The organism is Methylobacillus sp. DLP286 (genome assembly GCF_056636515.1).
In genome coordinates this window covers 570,792-589,091 of sequence record NZ_CM153145.1, presented here as the reverse complement: position 1 = coordinate 589,091, position 18,300 = coordinate 570,792, and the positions used below count along the sequence as shown (strand labels likewise).

Below are 18,300 nucleotides of genomic sequence, written 5' to 3'. Positions count from 1 at the left end.
CGGTATTTATCGCGATCATGCTGGCCGCCTGCTCCGGCACGGAAATGCGGCAGAACCAGACCAACCTGGAGTTCCAGCAAGCCAGGGACATGATCAACGCCGGACAGGTCGAGGCCGGGATAGAGCGGCTCAAGAGCCTGGTGCGCACCTTCCCCGACAATCCGGAATACCGCAACTACCTCAAGCAGCAGCAGGACATTCAGCTTGCTATCTCGTTAAAAGAGGCAGACCAGCTCAAGCAGCAAAAGCGCTGGGGCGAGGCCGACATCGCCTACCGGCGCGTGCTCGAACTCGACAGCCAGAACCAGCGTGCGCAGAACGGCATCCAGCAGATGCGCATCGCCACCACGCACGACGCCATGATGCAGCGCGCCGACGAACTGCTCGCCAAGCAGGACTGGGAAGGCGCGCAGAACCTGGCGCGCACGGTATTGGCGGAAGATTCCAGCAACCGCAGCGCGCGCGCCCTGTTCGAGCAGATCGAGCAACAACGCATGGACAAGGCGGTGAACCCGCCGCACATCCGCTCATCCTTCAAACGCCCCATTTCCTTGGAGTTCAAGGACGTCGCCATCAAGTCGGTGTTCGAGTTCATCTCCCAGGCTGCCGCGATCAATTTCACCTACGACCAGGAACTGCGCAGCGACCAGCGCACCAGCGTATTCCTGCGCAACACGCCGATCGAGGAAGCCATCGATGTCATCCTCGCGAGCAACCAGCTCGGCAAGAAAGTGCTCAATGACAACACTCTGCTGATCTATCCCTTGAGCCGCAGCCAGGAATACCAGGAAACCTTCGTGCGCAGCTTCTACCTGAGCAACACCGATGCCAAGAAGCTCATGGCCATGATCAAGACCGTGGTGAAGACCAAGGACATCTATATCGACGAGAAGCTCAACACCCTGGTGATGCGGGATACGCCGGAAGCGATCCGCACCGCGGAAAAACTCATCATGTCGCAAGACATGGCCGAGCCGGAAGTCATGCTCGAGGTCGAGGTGCTGGAAATCAACCGCCGCAGCCTGGAGAATATCGGCATCCGCTATCCCACCAATGTCAGCCTCGGCGTGCAGGGTCGCGATACCGTCAACGGCACCACCACGCTCACGCCAGGCAAGCTCACCATCAACGAGCTCAAGAACTTCAATTCCAACCTCGGCGTCTTCAGCATCAGCGACCCGGTGCTAGCATTGAACCTGCTGCAGCAGGACACCGACACCAACCTGCTCGCCAACCCGCATATCCGCGTCAAGAACCGCGAAAAAGCCAAGATACACGTCGGCGACCGCATCCCGGTGCTCACCAGCGTCGCTAATTCCACCGGCTTCGTATCGCAGACGGTGAACTACATCGAGGTAGGGGTCAAACTCGATGTCGAGCCCACCATCCTGCTGCGCGATGAAGTGTCGATCAAGATCGGCCTGGAGGTCAGCAACCAAACCGACCGCATGGAGACGAGCTCAGGCACCGTCACCTATACCATAGGCACCCGCAACGCCAGCACCATCCTGCGGTTGAAAGATGGAGAAACACAAATCCTTGCCGGCCTGATGCGCAACGACGAACAGAAGATCACAAACGGCGTGCCAGGACTTTCCAAGCTGCCGCTGGTCGGCAAACTGTTCAACAACAATAACAACGACCTGAGCAAGAAAGAGATCGCCCTCTTCATCACGCCTCGCATCATCAGCAACCTCACCCCGGAAAATGCCATCTACACGACCTTCCCGGCCGGGATAGACCGCAGCGCATCTAGGCCGGGCCGGGCCGCGGAACCAAGCGCCGTCACCGCGCAAGCCGCACCTACTGCGCCGGTCAAGACGCCGCAGGAAACCCAGGCCGAACGCGCCGAGTCGGATCGCTCCTTTGCCGGATCGGTCATGCGTCCGGTGGAAGACATTGCGAGCCCGGACGAGCGACAATGAAGCAGTCCTTAAAACCCTCTTACGGCTTTACATTGATCGAGCTCATGGTGGCGCTGGTGCTGCTGGCGCTGATCCTCAGCTCGGCCGCGCCCGTGATGCAGGTGACGGCCAAGCGTGCCAAGGAACAGGAACTCAAGCGCCACCTCTGGCAATTGCGCGATGCGATCGACGCCTACAAGAAAGCCGTGGATGACGGCCTGATCAAGAAAACTCCCGGCCAATCCGGCTACCCTCCCAGCCTGCAAATCCTGGTGCAGGGCGTGGAAAACCCGCGCGATCCCAAGAAGCGGAAAATCCACTTCCTGCGCAGCATTCCGCGCGACCCGTTCGCCTCCGACCCCGAGCTGCCGAATGAAGCCACCTGGGGCAAGCGCAGCTATGCCAGCTCGTTCGAGGAGCCTGCCGAGGGCGAAGACGTCTACGACGTCTACTCCCTCTCCGGCGATACCGGGCTCAACCAGCAGCCGTACCGGGAATGGTGAGCATGCGGCCAAGTCCAGGACAAAAACCAGCAAGGATACTGGGATTCACCCTGATCGAAGTGCTAGTGGTGCTTGCCATCATCGCCACGCTGCTGAGCCTGGTCACTCCGCGCTATTTCTCCAGCATAGACCGCGCCCGCGAAAACTCTCTCAAGCATGACCTCATCGTCATGCGCGATGCCATCGACAAGTTCTACAGCGATACCGGGCGTTATCCCGATACCCTGTACGACCTGGTGGAACGCAAGTACCTGCGCGCGATCCCGGAAGACCCCATCACCGAAAGCGCCGAGACCTGGATGCTGGTACCGCCTGAGGATGCCAATATCCCAGGCGAAATCTACGACATCCGCAGCGGCTCGGAGGCCATGGCCGCGGACGGGAGCTACTATGCCGAATGGTAGGCGACAGCAAGGCATGGCGCTGATGGGCGCGCTACTTGTGATCATCCTCATGGGCTTGGCCCTGGCTGAAGCGGGAAACCGCTGGAGCGACATGCAGCGGCGCGAGCGCGAGCAGGAGCTGATGAAGGTAGGCGACACCATACGCAAAGCCATCGGGTCCTATTACAACCAGTCTCCCGGTATGGTGAAACAGTTTCCGCCTACATTGGACTCGCTATTGAAGGACAACCGCTTCCCCACGCCGCAACGCCATTTGCGCAAACTCTATATCGACCCCGTCACGCAAAGGGAAGGCTGGGGCCTGCTTTACGCGCCCAGCGGCGGCATCATGGGAATATATAGCCTCTCGGGCGAACGCCCTTTCAAAACCCGGAACTTCCCGCCGCCCTATCAGGAATTTGAAAAGAAAAAAGCCTATATAGACTGGATATTTGCCTACATGCCTGAGACAGACAACAGCACAGCCATGGGACTCGAATAACACGATAAGAGCGAACAAAGCTGCTTAAATGAAATAATCCGCCTCGATCCGTATCAAGGCGGGTTATTGGTCCCAACAAACACTATTCAATTTTCATCAAGGCCCAACCCTTCCTCCGTTACCTTGCCCGTAAGGGTCTGCCCCGTTATCAAAAGTGGAGCCAGGACTGGAGGGGGTGCCTATAGGTGCGCCGGGAGGAGTGCCTGGCGGTGTTCCCGGCCTGTTTGGCGACCCTGTATTGGTCGGATCCCCTGGCGACCCTTGAACGCCTGTACCTGTTGTACCTGTTGTACCTGTTGTACCTGTTGTACCTGTTGTACCTGTTGTACCTGTTGTACCTGTTGTACCTGTTGTACCTGTTGTACCTGTTGTACCTGTTGTACCGCCGGGTGAAGTACTTGGGGAAGTACTAGGCGAGGTACCTGCCGCACCTGTTCCTGCCGCACCTGTTCCTGCCGCACCTGTTCCTGCCGCACCTGTTCCTGCCGCACCTGTTCCTGCTGCGCCTGTTCCTGCTGCGCCTGCAATGAGAATATTGTCTTCAACCATATCGGCTGCCGCCGGGTATGCAACTGTTAAAGCCAGTAATACTAAAAGGCTTGCTCTCATAATCAGTACTCCTTGTTAGTGAGTGAATGGAGAAAGTGTTTTCTATTAAGCCAGGAATCATGCTCCAACAGCCTAGAAAACGGTATTCGCCTAAGAGTTATGTTGCAGGAATAATGCTTGAACCCTGGCAATAAAATAAGCCAGGTATAACTGAAACAACTGTAGGAATATCATTCAGGCGCACAGCGAGCATCGTCACCGATTTAGCCAAAGAGATGTATGGATTGAACATCTGGAAGGTTGCCATCAACACTTGATTTGATAGCCCAGAAATGCAAAAACCCCGACCTATCGGGGTTTCGAACAATGCTGGCGGAGAGGGAGGGATTCGAACCCTCGACAGAGTTGCCCCTGTGCCACCTTTCCAGGGTGGTGACTTAAACCACTCATCCACCTCTCCGCAAAACGAGGCCGGATTATATATTAAATCTCCGGCGCAGACCAAGCGTTTTGCCCAAGAAAACGCGTATTTTTTACGACCCAGTCAATTGCAGATGGTTACAATTTTTGGGCAATACTCCATTTACCCATACCAAATCATCAGGTTATAACAGGCCGCAGCCACAGTCATCCGTTACGCAATAGCTGCAAGGCTTGATCAAGACGCTCCACGCCTTTGACGTCCAAGCCTTCAATTGCCTGCTTGGGCAAGTTGGACTTGGGGACTATCGCATGGGTGAAGCCGAGCTTGGCAGCCTCCCGCAGGCGCTCCTGCCCGCGCTGGACCGGGCGGACCTCCCCTGCCAACCCCACCTCGCCGAATACGATCAATTTATTGTTCAGGGGTTTGTTTTTCAGCGAGGAGACAATCGCAAGCAGCACCGCGAGGTCCACGGCGGGCTCGCTGATCCTGACGCCCCCGACAGCATTGATGAACACGTCCTGGTCGAAGCAGGCTACGCCGGCATGGCGGTGCAGGACGGCCAGCAGCATGGCAAGCCGGTTCTGCTCCAGGCCGACGCATAGGCGCTTGGGATTGGGCGCATGCGCCTCGTCCACCAGTGCCTGCACTTCCACCAGGAGCGGCCTGCTGCCTTCCTGCGTCACGGTGATGCAGGAACCTGCCACCTGTTCTGCATGGTGCGACAGGAATAACGCCGAGGGATTGCTGACCTCGCGCAAGCCTTTCTCCGTCATGGCGAACACACCCAGCTCGTTCACAGCGCCAAAACGGTTCTTGAAGGCGCGCACCAGCCGGAAGCTGGAGTTCTGGTCCCCTTCGAAATACAGTACGGTGTCGACTATATGCTCCAGCACGCGCGGCCCTGCGAGCGAGCCTTCCTTGGTGACATGGCCGACCAGGATCATGGTCACGCCCGCCTGCTTGGCAAAACGCGTCAGCTGCGCGGAACATTCCCGGACTTGCGCCACGGAACCGGGCGCAGACTGCAAGGCCTCGGAATACATGGTTTGTATCGAGTCGATGACGGCTACTTCGGGCTTATGTTGCTGCAAGATAGCCAGTATTTTTTCCAGGCTGATTTCCGCCAACAGTTCGACCGGGCCGGCGTCAAGCCCCAGGCGCTTGGCGCGCATGGCGATCTGCTGCGCGGACTCTTCGCCCGAAACGTAAAGAGCCTTGCGCATGCTGGCGATATGGCACAAGGTCTGCAATAGCAAGGTGGACTTGCCGATGCCGGGATCTCCCCCAATGAGCACCACGCCGCCCGGCACCAGACCTCCGCCCAGGACGCGATCAAACTCATGAATGCCGGTCGGGTGGCGCGGCACGTCCGCAGCCTCGACATCGGCCAGTTTCTGCAAGCCGCTGGACTGCGCAAGCGCGGCATAGCGGTTCTGGCTAGGGGCGGCTTCCACCACGCTTTCGACCAAGGTATTCCATGCCATGCACGAGGGGCATTGCCCTTGCCACTTCGGGGTTTGCCCGCCGCACTCGGTGCAGCTATAAACCGTCTTTGCCTTCGCCATCAGCCTGTCACCCTGAACACAACGCGCGGCGCCACCGCGCACAACAACTCGTACCCTACCGTGCCTGCAGCCTCGGCAACCGCATCCACCGGCACCGTTTCGCCCCAGAGCTCCACCTCGCTGCCGATGCCGGCATCGGGTAGCTGGGTAATATCCGCAAACAGCATATCCATGGAGACGCGTCCCAGGGTTTGCGTGAGCTGCCCGCCAACCGCGATGGGCGTGCCGTTGGGCGCATGGCGCGGATATCCATCCGCATAGCCGCAGGCGACGATGGCGACTCTGGTTGTCTGCGTCGCGGTGAAACGCGCGCCGTATCCGAGGATATCCCCGGCCTCCAGCGTTTGCACAGCGATCACTTCGCTAGTGAAGCGCATCGCGGGCCGCAACCCGAAACTGGCCGCGCCGATGCCCGATACCGGCGATGCGCCGTACAATATGATGCCCGGCCTGACCCAGTCGCGATGTGCCTCCGGGAAGCGCAAAATGGCAGCGGAATTGGCCAGGCTGACGGGATGGCTCAGCCCGGCTGTCTCAGCATCAAATACATTGAGCTGCCCGGCGATGCCCTGCTCGTCATCCGCTGTCGCAAAATGCGTCATCAAGCTGACGTCTGCCACCGCAGGACAAGCCTCCAGCCGCTTCAAGGCTTGCTTGTAGGCCTGCGGCTTGAATCCCAGGCGGTTCATGCCGCTGTTCATCTTGAGGAATACCGAGATAGGCTTGGCGGGCGCGACTGCCGCCCTCTCCTCGAGCATGGCGAGCTGCTGCTCGTTGTGCACGACAATGCTGATGTCGTGCTGGGCGACGGCATCGAGCTCATCCATGCCGAACACCCCTTCCAGCAACAGCAAGCGTTGGCTATAGCCCGCTTCACGCAAGGCCAGGGCTTCGCCCAGGCGCAACACGCCGAAGCCGTCGGCTTCTTCCAGGCCTGGCGCTGCCCGCAACAGGCCGTGGCCGTAAGCATCCGCCTTGACCACCGCCAGCACCCTGGAGCCCGGCGCACGCTCGCGCACAAGATTAAGGTTATGGCGCAGCGCGCCCATGTCAATCGTCGCTTTGGTCGCACGCATGCTTACTCGTCATAGTTGTCCTGGTATTGCCCCACGAAATTCTCGAAGCGGGTGTTTTCGCCAAGGAAGGTCAGGCGCACGCGGCCAATCGGGCCGTTACGCTGCTTGGCGATGATGATCTCGGCGGTGCCCTTGTCCGGGCTGTCCGGGTTGTATACCTGGTCCCGGTAAATGAACAGGATCAAATCGGCATCCTGCTCGATCGCGCCGGACTCGCGCAAGTCAGACATGACCGGGCGCTTGTCGGGACGTTGCTCCACGCTGCGGTTGAGCTGGGACAAGGCGATCAAGGGCACGTCCAGCTCCTTCGCCAGGGCCTTGAGCGAGCGCGAGATTTCGGAAATTTCCGTGGCGCGGTTTTCGCTCCTGCCGCCGCCGGAGGAAGTGCCTGTCATCAACTGCAAATAGTCGATCACGATCAGGCCCAGCTTGCCCACTTGCCGGTGCAGGCGGCGCGCGCGTGCGCGCACTTCGAATGAGCTCAGGCCGGCGCCTTCGTCGATATAGATGGGCGCCTCGTTCAGCTTGCCGAGCGCGGTCGTCAGGCGCACCCAGTCTTCGTCCTCCAGGTTGCCGTTGCGCATGCGGTGCTGGTCCAGCTTACCGATGGAGCCGATCATACGGGTCACCAGCTGCGTTGCGCCCATTTCCATGGAGAAGACGGCGACAGGCAGGCCAGTGTCCAGGGCCACATTCTCGGCAATATTGAGCGAGAACGAGGTCTTGCCCATGGATGGGCGCCCGGCGACAATAATCAAGTCGCCGGGCTGCATGCCCGAGGTCATGCCGTCTAGGTCGGTAAAACCAGTGGGGATGCCTGTGACGTCGCTGTGGTTGTCGCGCTGGTAAAGGTAATCGATACGGTCAGCCACTTGCGGCAACAGGGTCTTCATATCCAGGAAGCCCTGGGTCGAGCGCTTGCCGCCTTCGGCAATCTGGAAAATCTTGGCTTCGGCCTCATCCAGCAGCTGCTGGGCGTCGCGTCCCAAGGGGTTGTAGGCGCTCTCGGCAATATTGGAGCCGACTTCGACCAGTTTGCGCATCACCGAGCGCTCGCGCACGATTTCGGCATAACGGCGGATATTGGCCGCGGTCGGCGTGTTCTGCGCCAATGCCGCGAGGTATGCCAGCCCGCCTACGCTGGAAAGCTCGGCCGAGTTTTCCAGCGATTCGGCCACGGTCACGATATCGGCGGGCTTGCTGCGCTCGAACAGGCGGCTGATGTGCTGGAAGATCAGTTTGTGGTCATGCCGGTAGAAATCGTCGGCGCCGAGGATATCGGCAATGCGGTCCATCGCCTCATTTTCAAGCAGCAGGCCGCCCAATACTGATTGCTCTGCCTCTACGGAATGCGGGGGAAGTTTCAGGGATTCTAGTGTATCGTCAGCCATGGCGCATTATAACAATTAGGCTTGCGGGTTGGTTGCCCGTTCTCGGCAATATGCGCTGGAATCTTCAAAACAAAAGGGCTGCCGATGGCAGCCCTTTCGATGGCTTGAAAGCCGGATGCAGTATTACTCGCCGAGCACGGAAACAGTGATCTCGACAACAACATCGTGGTGCAGCGCGATGCTGATCTGGTGGTCGCCAATCGCCTTGAGCGGACCTTCTGGCAAGCGCACTTCGGATTTAGAAACTTCGAAGCCCTGAGCAGTCAGCGCTTCAGCGATATCGCCATTGGTCACAGACCCGAACAAGCGGCCGTCGACGCCAGCCTTCTGAGTAACTTGCAACAAGAAGCCAGCCAGCTTCTCGCCACGCTTCTGCGCAGCAGCCAATTGCTCGGCCTGTTGCTTTTCCAGCTCCGCACGACGCGCCTCGAACTCGGCCTTGTTGGCTTCGGTCGCACGCTTTGCCTTGCCTTGAGGGATCAGGAAATTACGGCCATAGCCGTCCTTCACCTTGACGATGTCACCGAGGTTGCCCAGGTTAACTACTTTTTCCAACAGAATAACTTGCATGGTCTCACCTCTTAGTGCTTGTCAGTGTATGGCAGGAGGGCAAGGAAGCGGGCGCGCTTCACTGCAGTAGTCAGCTGGCGCTGATACTTGGCCTTGGTGCCAGTAATACGGGCTGGGATGATCTTGCCGTTTTCGTTGATGAAGTCCTTCAGCAGATCAACATCCTTGTAATCCACTTGCTTGATGCCCTCTGCCGAGAAACGGCAGTAGCGGCGGCGTTTGAACATGTCACGTGCCATGATGAAAACCTTTCAGATAATTCTTTCCAATGTTTGTATATGCAATACCAGCTGCGAGCTCTTGAGGCTGCGCCTTGCGAGAAACCCGACCACCTTCACCTGCGTCCCTTCGCTGATTTTCTGTGCTTCCAGCGCCAGCGGCCCCATGGCCATGCTTGACACCTCACATTCAACCTTGCGCTTCATTCCCGCCTCGACCTGTTCAGACATATGCTTTAGGACGAAACTCGATACCGGTATTCCTGCCGGGGTGTAACGCAGTTCCGCAACCTGCGTGAACTCGCCGTCCAACTCCAGCCTGTTTAAACTCACTACTTATTAAGCTGTGGCTTGCTCTGCAGCGGGTGCAGCAGCTTCGTCCTTGGCCAGCAATGACTTGGACTTTTCTTCCTTCATCATTGGGGATGGCGCAGTCACGGCTTCGTCGGTATTCAGGGTCAGGTGACGCAATACTGCATCGTTGAACTTGAATGCGTGCTCGAGCTCTTCCAGCACTGCCTGGCTAGCCTCGATGTTCATCAGCACGTAATGCGCCTTGTGGATTTTCTGGATTGGGTAAGCCAGCTGGCGGCGGCCCCAGTCTTCCAGGCGATGGATGGTACCGCCATTGGAAGTCACGAGCGTGCGATAGCGCTCGATCATCGCTGGCACTTGCTCGCTCTGGTCCGGATGGACGATGAAAACGATTTCATAATGTCGCATAGAATCTCCTTTTGGATTGACAGCCTCCCGCATGCGCAACGGTGAGGCAAGGTGGAAAACCCGGAAGTATAGCTAAAAAATATCAATTAATCCATCACAACCTGCATCATCCCGCCTTCAGGCGCAAAGCGCTGAATACTAAAATTGTCTATTTACTCAGAATTGAATAGAATCATCAGGATTGAACCTGGTCATTATATGCAGCAAGCTGTTCGGATTGACATGCCAGCTTACGCCAAACCTCGCAAACAGACAGATGACCAAACCACTTTAAAAGATTACCAATAAACATATAATCCGCAATGACGAACCCAACAAACTGTCCGGTCTGGCATGACCTTAGCGCCCATTATCACGAAATCCTCCCCCTGCAGATGCGGGACATGTTTACCAAGGATGGGCGCCGATTCGAAAAATTCTCCCTGAACGCCGAAGGCCTGTTGCTGGATTATTCCAAGCACCGCATCACCGATGAAACGCTGCCGCTGCTGTTCAAACTGGCGCGCGACTCCAAGGTCGAGGAATGGCGCGACCGCATGTTCTCGGGCGAGAAAATCAATTTCACCGAAAACCGTGCCGTGCTGCACACCGCCCTGCGCAACCGCAGCGACACACCTATATATGTCGACGGCAAGGACGTCATGCCGGAGGTCAACCGCGTGCTGGCGCAGATGCGCAAGTTCAGCGACGGCATCCGCTCCGGCGAATGGAAGGGCTACTCAGGCAAGCGCATTACCGACGTCGTCAATATCGGCATCGGCGGCTCCGACCTCGGGCCCGTCATGGTGTGCGGCGCGCTCAAACCCTATGCCCAGGCCGGCCTGAACGCGCATTTCGTCTCCAACATCGACGGCACGCACCTCGCCCAGACCCTGGAGCAATGCGACCCGGAAACCACGCTGTTCATCGTCGCGTCCAAGACCTTCACCACCCAGGAAACCATGACCAATGCGCACTCCGCGCGCACCTGGTTCCTGCAGGCGGCCAAGGATGAAGCGCACGTTGCAAAACACTTCGTCGCGATTTCCACCAATGCGGACGAAGTCGGCAAGTTCGGCATCGACGCCGCCAACATGTTCGAGTTCTGGGACTGGGTGGGCGGACGCTATTCCCTCTGGTCCGCGATCGGCCTGTCCATCGCCATCTACATCGGCATGGACAACTTCGAGGAACTGCTGCAAGGCGGCCATGAAATCGACCTGCATTTCAAAAACACGCCGCTGGAGCGGAACATCCCCGTGATCATGGCGCTCCTGGGCGTCTGGTACAATAACTTCTTCGGCGCCGACAGCCTCGCGATACTGCCTTACGACCAGGGCCTGGCTCGCTTCCCCGCCTATCTGCAGCAAGCCGATATGGAAAGCAACGGCAAGTTCGTCGCCCGCGACGGCCGCATCGTGCAATGCACCACCGGCCCCATCATCTGGGGCGAAGCCGGCACCAACGGCCAGCATGCGTTCTACCAATTGATACACCAGGGCAACCGCCTGATCCCCTGCGATTTCATGATGCCGCTGCATAGCCAGTACAGCGTGGGCAAGAACGGCAACGAGCACCACTTGATCCTGCTTGCCAACTGCTTCGCGCAGACCAGCGCCCTCATGCAAGGCAAGACGCTGGATGAGGCCAAGGCCGAGCTCGTCGCGCAAGGACTGAGCGGCGATGAGCTGGAAATCCTGCTGCCGCACAAGGTGTTCGAGGGCAATCGCCCGAGCACCACCATCCTGTTCGACAAGCTCACCCCCAAGACCCTGGGCAAGCTGATCGCCATCTACGAACACAAGATATTCGTGCAAGGCATCATCTGGAACATCAACTCCTTCGACCAATGGGGCGTGGAATACGGCAAACAGATTGCCAAGAAAATCCTGCCTCAATTGAACGACGGCAAGGAGTCGAACGAGTATGACAGCTCGACCAACGGCCTGATGAATTACTTCAAGTCGAGAAAATAGGCTGCCAGCTTTAAAGGACTCAGCTCTTATCAATAAAAAAGCCACGATATTCGTGGCTTTTTTATTTCATCGACCGACTTTACTTGAGTCGTTGATGCTTATGCTTACTCCAGGCCCAGCTTCTTGCCGAGGAAACTCGCGCTTACGCTGGCGCCCAGGCGCTTGGCAAACCGGTCGGCCAGCCCTTCCTTGGCGGTGAAATCGACCAGGTTTTCCTGCTTGATCACCTCGCGCGCCACATAGTCAGAGCTGCCGAAGGCATCGGCCAGCCCCATTTCCACGCTGCTCTCGCCGCTCCAGAACAATCCGCTGAACGTTTCGGAAGTTTCCTTGAGACGCTTCCCGCGACCCTCGCGCACCACTGCGATGAATTGCGCATGGATCTGGTCCAGCATCTGCTGGGCGAATTCCTTGTGCTTGGGATTGACGGGAGAAAACGGATCCAACATGGCCTTGTTGGTGCCGGCCGTCATCAAGCGCCGCTCCACGCCGATCTTGTCCATGACGCCCGTGAAGCCGAACCCGTCCATCAATACGCCGATCGAACCGACGATGCTGGCCTTGTCGACATAGATCTTGTCCGCTGCCACGGCGATGTAATAGCCGCCCGAAGCGCAGATGTCCTGCACCACGGCATAAACCGGGATATTAGGATGCAGCTTGCGCTGGCGCTTGATTTCGTCGTTGATGATGCCCGCCTGCACCGGGCTGCCGCCAGGGCTGTTGATGCGCAGGATGATGCCCTTGGTGCCCTTGCTGTCATAGGCCGACTTCAGGCTGGCGATCACGCTATCCGCGTTCACCACGTCATCGCTGCCAATCACGCCGTTGATGTCGATCAATGCCGTATGCTCCACCGATGCGGACGAACTCTCGTTCCAGCCGGTGACATAAAACAGGATGATGAACAGGTAGAGGAAACCGAGCGACTTGAAGAAAATGCCCCATTGGCGAGAACGTCGCTGCTCCTTGACCGTGGCCAAGGCAAGCTGATGCAGTGTTTCGCGCTCCCAGTTGGAGCCGTTAGGATAGTTGTCAGACATTCATTAAGCTTTCCAGGTTGATCAATATTTGCTGTTGTTGCTCTTCGACCCGCACAGGCTGCAAGCTCCGCCCATGACACGGCCCTGCTACGCAATATCCGGTCTCCGGCTGGAAATGCGCGCCGTGGGTCGCACAGATCAGGTATTGCCTGCTGACGTCAAAAAACTCGCCATGGTTCCAGTCCAGCTCCAGCGGAATATGCGCGCACTGGTTGACGTAGGCATAGACTTTTCCACCGAACCTCACCGCGAACCCGGTGACATGGCTGCCGAGTTCGGGAAGGTCGAAGCGCACGCCCTTGCCGCCGTCTTCCAGCTCACTGCTTTGGCAGATCAGGCGTTCGCGTCCAGCCATTGGCTGAGTGTAGCAAAATCATCGAAATGCGCCAGCGGAGAATGCGGCAGCAATCGCTCCAGCGGATGCGCGCCATAGGTCACCCCTAGGCTGGAGACCTTGGCGTTCTGCGCCATCTGCAAGTCAAAGCTGGTATCCCCCACCATCAATGTGCGTTCGGGCTCGACGCCGAACTCGTCCATGAGCTCGAGCAACATTTGCGGGTTGGGCTTGGAGAGGCATTCGTCGACGCAGCGCGTACCGTGGATGAACTCGCCCAGGCCGCTATGGGCCAAGGCATGGTTCAGGCCGCGGCGGCCCTTGCCGGTGGCCACGCCCAGCATGTACCCTTGTTGGTTGAGCCTGCTTACCGTATCGTAAGCCTGGTCAAACAGCACGACGTCATCCTGGTGCGCGTTGTAGTGCACATTGTAGCGTGCCGCCATCTGCTGGATCTGCTCCTGCGTAATCACGCCAAACAATTGCTCGATCGCTTCGCGCAGGCCCAGGCCGATAATGCTGCTGGCGGCCTCCTGCCCCGGATCATCCAGTCCGGTCTCGACAGCGCCCTTGCGGATGCTGTCCACGATGATCTGCGTGGAATTGGCCAGCGTGCCATCCCAATCAAACACGATCAGGTCAAAGCGCTTGGCCATGCTTGGACTCCGCATTCAATATCTCAACAAACTTCTCAAGTTCCTTAGGTAAAGGTGCGATTAATTTCAACTTTTCTCCATTGATAGGGTGTCTTAAATTGGTTTCGGCGGAGTGCAGGAACATGCGTTTCAAGCCGCGCTTCTGCAGGGATTTGTTCAAAGCAAAGTCGCCGTATTTGTCGTCGCCGGCGATCGGGAAACCCAGGTGCGACAATTGCACGCGCAATTGATGGGTACGGCCGGTTACGAGCTGGGCTTCCAATAAGGTGAACTCGCCCAAGGGCTTGCGCAGATAAAAGATGGTTTCGGAGTCCTGGCCGTCATCCTGCACGGCCACCCTGCGCTCGCCGCTCGGCAGCACGAATTTGTGCAAGGACAACTTGACTCGGCGCTTCTGGTCGGTCCATTTGCCATGCACCAGCACCAGGTAGCGCTTATCCGTCTGGTTGTTGCGGATGGCGTCATGCAGGTTGACCAGCGCCACGCGTTTCTTGGCGAGCAACAGCACGCCGGAGGTTTCGCGGTCGAGACGGTGCACCAGTTCGAGGAACTTGGCATGCGGGCGCTCCAGGCGCAATTGCTCGATCACGCCGCGGCTGATGCCACTCCCCCCGTGCACGGCGAACCCCGCCGGCTTGTCGATCACCAGCAGCGCCTCGTCCTCGAAGATGATGGCATCGTCGAACTTGGAGGCCTGCGGCTTAGCCATCGACTCGGCCTGCGGCTCCGCCATGCGCACCGGCGGCACACGCACCTGGTCCCCCAGACTGAGCTTGCAGCTCGAATCCACGCGCTTGCTGTTGACGCGAACCTCTCCGCTGCGCAGGATGCGGTAAATATGGCTCTTGGGGACCCCCTTTAGTATTTTGGCCAGGAAATTATCAATTCTTTGGCCTTCACTGGCTTCATCTATAGTGAGCAGGTTGACAGCGGCGGGATTAAATTGATTTCTTGTTTTGCTTAAATTAGTCATCTCACCTATACTACGACCATCTTGAGGTAAATGCGCTAAGCGCTTCTTCAAGAATGACAACTGGAATGAAAAAACACCTTGGTTAACTCGCTCGCCAATGAACATCAAGTAGCGATTTGTAACAAAAATGCGCTCTAGCCGCCGCAGACCGATATGGCTCATGTGGCGCAACAGCCCAGGATATACTGAAAAAATAGCATATTAGCCGATAATGACGGCTAATCCGAGACAGAAATAGACGTACCGGGGTTTAGACCCAATAGTTTACGAAAGCTTTCGTTAACAAATTCAAGCTGATACTGTGGCACAACGGTATTAGAAAATCTTTTTCCGGGTGGCCCAAGACGGCACCTTTAAACTGCACTAAAACGCACATTAGGAAAAAGCGGCCTGAAGGCAAACAACTGCCTAGCTGAAAAATTGAGAAACTATTGCTTCGCGTTACCTCCTGCGGACTTTGATCTGCTCGTATCGTGTTGTTATCGCTTGCCTACATTGAGCAGGCGCATACATTGAAGTTTCAGTCATACCGCTGCTGCCCCAAGGCCATGCAAGGCCTGCTGCCCGCTTGAAGAGCGCGGGAGCCCGTAATGAAACGCATGCTATTTAATGCGACGCAATCAGAAGAATTACGCGTCGCGATTGTCGACGGACAAAAACTCATCGATCTCGATATCGAGTCCGCCGGCAAGGAACAACGCAAGAGCAACATCTACAAGGGTGTCATCACCCGCATAGAACCTTCCCTCGAAGCCGCTTTTGTCAACTACGGCACTGACCGTCACGGCTTTCTTCCTTTCAAGGAAGTCGCCCGCAGCTATTTCCTGAACGAAGGCGATGCAGGCCGCAGTCCGCGCATTCAGGATGTCCTGAAGGAAGGCCAGGAACTGATCGTCCAGGTGGACAAGGACGAACGCGGCAACAAGGGCGCCGCCCTCACCACCTTCGTCTCGCTTGCAGGCCGTTACTTGGTGCTGATGCCCAACAATCCTCGCGGGGGCGGCGTTTCCCGCCGTATCGAGGGCGAAGACCGCAACGAACTGCGCGACACCATGGCGCAACTGCAAGTGCCTAACGGCATGAGCATCATCGCGCGCACTGCCGGCATCGGCCGCAGCGTGGAAGAATTGCAGTGGGACCTGAATTACCTGCTGCAATTGTGGACTGCCGTCGAAAGCGCCTCCACCATCCAGAGCGGCCCGTTCCTGATCTACCAGGAAGGCAGCCTGGTCATTCGCGCCATTCGCGATTATTTCCAGCCGGATATCGGCGAGATCCTCATCGATACGCCCGACATTCATGAACAAGCCGTGCAGTTCATGAACCACGTGATGCCGAACAACGTATCGCGCGTCAAACTCTACCGCGACGAGATCCCGCTGTTCTCCCGTTTCCAGATCGAGCACCAGATCGAGTCCGCGTTTGCGCGCGAAGTACGCCTGCCTTCCGGCGGCGCGATCGTCATCGACCACACCGAGGCCCTAGTGTCCGTGGACGTCAACTCCGGCCGCTCCACCAAGGGCAGCGACATCGAGCAGACCGCGTTCAATACCAACCTGGAGGCTGCGGACGAAGTCGCCCGCCAGCTGCGCCTGCGTGACCTCGGCGGCCTGGTCGTCATCGACTTCATCGACATGGAAAGCCAGCGCAACCAGCGCGAAGTGGAAAACCGCCTGCGCGATGCGCTGCACCACGACCGCGCCCGCGTGCAGACCGGCAAGATCTCGCGCTTCGGCCTGCTGGAGCTTTCGCGCCAGCGCCTGCGCCCAAGCCTGGGTGAAAGCAACCATATTCCCTGTCCGCGCTGCCACGGCACCGGCCACATCCGCGGCATAGAATCGACCGCATTGCACATCCTGCGCATCACGCAGGAAGAAGCGATGAAGGAGAACAGCGCCATCATCCAGGTACAGCTCCCTGTCGAGGCGGCCACCTTCCTGCTCAACGAGAAGCGTTCGGAAATCCACAAGATCGAACAGCGCATGGGCGTGCAAGTGGTGTTGATCCCCAATATCCACATGGAAACCCCCAACTACAACATCCTGCGCATCCGCCATGACGACGTGGAAGAAACAGGCCGCGCCAGCTATGAAATGGTCGAGTTGCCGTCCGAGACTATCGAGACCGCGATTGCCCAGGAGCCCAGACCCGCAAAACCCGAAGCTGCCGTGAAGGGCATTACGCCCGCATCGCCTGCGCCTGCTCCAACGGCCAAGGAAAATCCCAACAGCACCTCCCTGCTCAACCGCTTCAAGTCTTGGCTCGCCAGCGTCACCGCGCCCAAGCCCGAAGCCAAACCGCAGGAAGAAAGCCAGCGCCGCGACAATGGCCGCAACCAGCGCCGCAATAACACCCGGCGCAACGAGCGCAACGGCAATGAGCGTACTGAACGTACCAGCAATGACCGCCAGGCGCAAAACGAGCAGCGTCAGGAACAGCGCAAGGAGCCACGGGGCCAGCAGGACCGCCGTCCGCAACAGGCTGAACAACGCGCCGCCCAAGGACGCCAGGAAAAGGCCGAGCGTCCAGAGCGCAACGAGCGCCCGCCCAAGGCTCAGCAGCAGGCTACGCCTGCCCTGCAGGCAGAAACGCCTGCAGAAGCTGGCAGCGAGCAACGCGGCAACCGCCGTGGGCGCAATGGCCGCCGCGAGCGCCAGCCCCGCAACGAAAATGCAAACCGCGAAAACCGCCAGCAAGCGGCAGAAGACGTGCGTTCAGTTGCAGAAGCTCCTGTTGCTGCGACAGTAGCAGCCGAACTGCCGGTGGAAACCAAGGCAGCAGCCGCTCCGCAAGCAGCTCCTGCTCCCCAAGTGAAGGAAAAGGCCGAGGCAGCCCAGGCTGAAACAAAAGCAGCGCCTCGCGAAGAAGCGCCTCTGCCAGTCGCCAAGACAGAAGCCGCCGCGGTTGAGGAAACCCAGCCGGCCATTGTGGAAACGACAGCCAAGGCAGCACCAACCAAAGCGGCAAAAGCGCCTGAGAGCGAACCTGCCGGGGACAGCGCGCCTGCTGCCGCCGAGCCGGCGAAAGCTGCCGAAACCGTGACTGAAGAAGCCCCGATTGAAGCTGCCAAGCCTGAGAAGAAGCCGCGCGCGCCCCGCCGCCGCAAGGCCGAGGCAGAAAAGCCGGCCGACTTGGCGGATTCCGGCTTGCAACTGGTAGAAACCAAGGCCGATGCAGTTAAAGCAACCGCCCCTGTGGAGGAAGCACCTGCAAAACGCGCGCCGCGCAAGCCTGCGGCCTGGCAGCAAAAGGCGGCCAAGGACGAAGCCGGCAACGACGAGCTGGTGATGGTGGAAACCCAGAAGTAATATCAAGCAGCAACAAAAAAGCCCTGGCTTGTGTCAGGGCTTTTTTATTCTTGAGTTCAAATTTTACCGAAATCAATAAATCAATAAATCAATAAATCAATAAATCAATAAATCAATAAATCAATAAATCAATAAATCAATAAATCAATAAATCAATAAATCAATAATATTTTTGGTTTTAATCCAGATAAAACTCTACAACGAAATACCCGTTGAGTAGCCA

General features: G+C 57.8%; 18 protein-coding genes and 1 tRNA gene. 6 read left to right on the top strand and 13 right to left on the bottom strand.

Annotated elements, in window-relative coordinates:
- The first annotated feature begins 17 nt into the window (after positions 1 to 17).
- The 4 genes from ACWXTG_RS02785 to ACWXTG_RS02770 are packed head-to-tail and all read left to right on the top strand — an operon-like array spanning position 18 to position 3,292.
- On the top strand, positions 18 to 1,925 hold the full coding sequence (locus ACWXTG_RS02785) for a secretin N-terminal domain-containing protein (RefSeq protein ID WP_480221195.1): 1,908 nt from the start codon (positions 18 to 20) through the stop codon (positions 1,923 to 1,925).
- A complete protein-coding gene (locus tag ACWXTG_RS02780) occupies positions 1,922 to 2,407 on the top strand; it encodes a type II secretion system protein (RefSeq protein WP_407996516.1) in 486 nt (161 codons plus the stop codon). Before ACWXTG_RS02785 ends, ACWXTG_RS02780 begins: the two co-directional genes overlap by 4 nt.
- 2 nt (positions 2,408 to 2,409) lie before the next feature.
- Positions 2,410 to 2,811, top strand: coding sequence for a type II secretion system protein (locus ACWXTG_RS02775; protein ID WP_407996515.1), 402 nt, complete (start codon positions 2,410 to 2,412; stop codon positions 2,809 to 2,811).
- The gene (locus ACWXTG_RS02770; RefSeq protein ID WP_309565162.1) at positions 2,798 to 3,292 is read left to right on the top strand and encodes a type II secretion system protein; all 495 of its coding nucleotides are present in this window, start codon (positions 2,798 to 2,800) and stop codon (positions 3,290 to 3,292) included. Before ACWXTG_RS02775 ends, ACWXTG_RS02770 begins: the two co-directional genes overlap by 14 nt.
- A 179-nt stretch (positions 3,293 to 3,471) precedes the next feature.
- On the opposite strand, the gene ACWXTG_RS02765 is transcribed toward ACWXTG_RS02770, so the two are convergent.
- The 9 genes from ACWXTG_RS02765 to rpsF all read right to left on the bottom strand — a co-directional run bounded on the left by ACWXTG_RS02765 (position 3,472) and on the right by rpsF (position 9,808).
- Positions 3,472 to 3,837 (bottom strand): hypothetical protein, encoded by a 366-nt coding sequence (locus tag ACWXTG_RS02765; protein WP_480220607.1) that lies wholly within the window; start codon positions 3,835 to 3,837, stop codon positions 3,472 to 3,474.
- Positions 3,838 to 4,211: 374 nt separating this feature from the next.
- A tRNA-Ser gene (locus tag ACWXTG_RS02760) sits at positions 4,212 to 4,301 on the bottom strand.
- 167 nt (positions 4,302 to 4,468) lie between these two features.
- The gene (gene radA / locus ACWXTG_RS02755) at positions 4,469 to 5,830 is read right to left on the bottom strand and encodes a DNA repair protein RadA (RefSeq protein ID WP_407995248.1); all 1,362 of its coding nucleotides are present in this window, start codon (positions 5,828 to 5,830) and stop codon (positions 4,469 to 4,471) included.
- Positions 5,830 to 6,906 (bottom strand): alanine racemase, encoded by a 1,077-nt coding sequence (alr, locus tag ACWXTG_RS02750; protein ID WP_480220606.1) that lies wholly within the window; start codon positions 6,904 to 6,906, stop codon positions 5,830 to 5,832. Before alr ends, radA begins: the two co-directional genes overlap by 1 nt.
- Positions 6,907 to 6,908: 2 nt before the next feature.
- On the bottom strand, positions 6,909 to 8,297 hold the full coding sequence (gene dnaB / locus ACWXTG_RS02745) for a replicative DNA helicase (RefSeq protein WP_480220605.1): 1,389 nt from the start codon (positions 8,295 to 8,297) through the stop codon (positions 6,909 to 6,911).
- Between the two features lie 123 nt (positions 8,298 to 8,420).
- The gene (gene rplI, locus ACWXTG_RS02740) at positions 8,421 to 8,867 is read right to left on the bottom strand and encodes a 50S ribosomal protein L9 (RefSeq protein ID WP_309565157.1); all 447 of its coding nucleotides are present in this window, start codon (positions 8,865 to 8,867) and stop codon (positions 8,421 to 8,423) included.
- Positions 8,868 to 8,878: 11 nt separating this feature from the next.
- Positions 8,879 to 9,106: a 30S ribosomal protein S18 gene (gene rpsR / locus ACWXTG_RS02735; RefSeq protein ID WP_011479550.1), complete on the bottom strand. Its 228-nt coding sequence runs from the start codon at positions 9,104 to 9,106 to the stop codon at positions 8,879 to 8,881.
- A gap of 12 nt (positions 9,107 to 9,118) precedes the next feature.
- The gene (gene priB / locus ACWXTG_RS02730) at positions 9,119 to 9,418 is read right to left on the bottom strand and encodes a primosomal replication protein N (RefSeq protein WP_480220604.1); all 300 of its coding nucleotides are present in this window, start codon (positions 9,416 to 9,418) and stop codon (positions 9,119 to 9,121) included.
- 6 nt (positions 9,419 to 9,424) lie between these two features.
- On the bottom strand, positions 9,425 to 9,808 hold the full coding sequence (gene rpsF, locus ACWXTG_RS02725; RefSeq protein WP_309565155.1) for a 30S ribosomal protein S6: 384 nt from the start codon (positions 9,806 to 9,808) through the stop codon (positions 9,425 to 9,427).
- A gap of 302 nt (positions 9,809 to 10,110) precedes the next feature.
- On the opposite strand from rpsF, the gene pgi reads away from it, so the two are divergent.
- Positions 10,111 to 11,763 carry a glucose-6-phosphate isomerase gene (gene pgi / locus ACWXTG_RS02720; RefSeq protein WP_407995245.1) on the top strand — a complete coding sequence of 551 codons (1,653 nt, stop codon included), beginning with the start codon at positions 10,111 to 10,113 and terminating at the stop codon, positions 11,761 to 11,763.
- A 104-nt stretch (positions 11,764 to 11,867) separates the two neighbouring features.
- Here the strand turns inward: pgi and ACWXTG_RS02715 are convergent, their stop codons facing one another.
- From ACWXTG_RS02715 to ACWXTG_RS02700, 4 genes are read right to left on the bottom strand one after another with little or no spacing between them, the layout of a single operon-like run.
- Positions 11,868 to 12,806: a S49 family peptidase gene (locus tag ACWXTG_RS02715; RefSeq protein WP_309565153.1), complete on the bottom strand. Its 939-nt coding sequence runs from the start codon at positions 12,804 to 12,806 to the stop codon at positions 11,868 to 11,870.
- Positions 12,799 to 13,161, bottom strand: a complete 363-nt coding sequence (locus tag ACWXTG_RS02710) for a Rieske (2Fe-2S) protein (RefSeq protein ID WP_480220603.1) — start codon at positions 13,159 to 13,161, stop codon at positions 12,799 to 12,801. Before ACWXTG_RS02710 ends, ACWXTG_RS02715 begins: the two co-directional genes overlap by 8 nt.
- A complete protein-coding gene (locus ACWXTG_RS02705) occupies positions 13,140 to 13,796 on the bottom strand; it encodes an HAD family hydrolase (protein ID WP_407995243.1) in 657 nt (218 codons plus the stop codon). Before ACWXTG_RS02705 ends, ACWXTG_RS02710 begins: the two co-directional genes overlap by 22 nt.
- Entirely contained in the window at positions 13,780 to 14,769 is a 990-nt protein-coding gene (locus ACWXTG_RS02700) for an RluA family pseudouridine synthase (RefSeq protein ID WP_480220602.1), read from the bottom strand. The genes ACWXTG_RS02705 and ACWXTG_RS02700 overlap by 17 nt, the downstream gene beginning before the upstream one ends.
- Before the next feature lie 590 nt (positions 14,770 to 15,359).
- On the opposite strand from ACWXTG_RS02700, the gene ACWXTG_RS02695 reads away from it, so the two are divergent.
- Positions 15,360 to 18,077, top strand: coding sequence for an Rne/Rng family ribonuclease (locus ACWXTG_RS02695; protein WP_480220601.1), 2,718 nt, complete (start codon positions 15,360 to 15,362; stop codon positions 18,075 to 18,077).
- Positions 18,078 to 18,300: the final 223 nt, after the last annotated feature.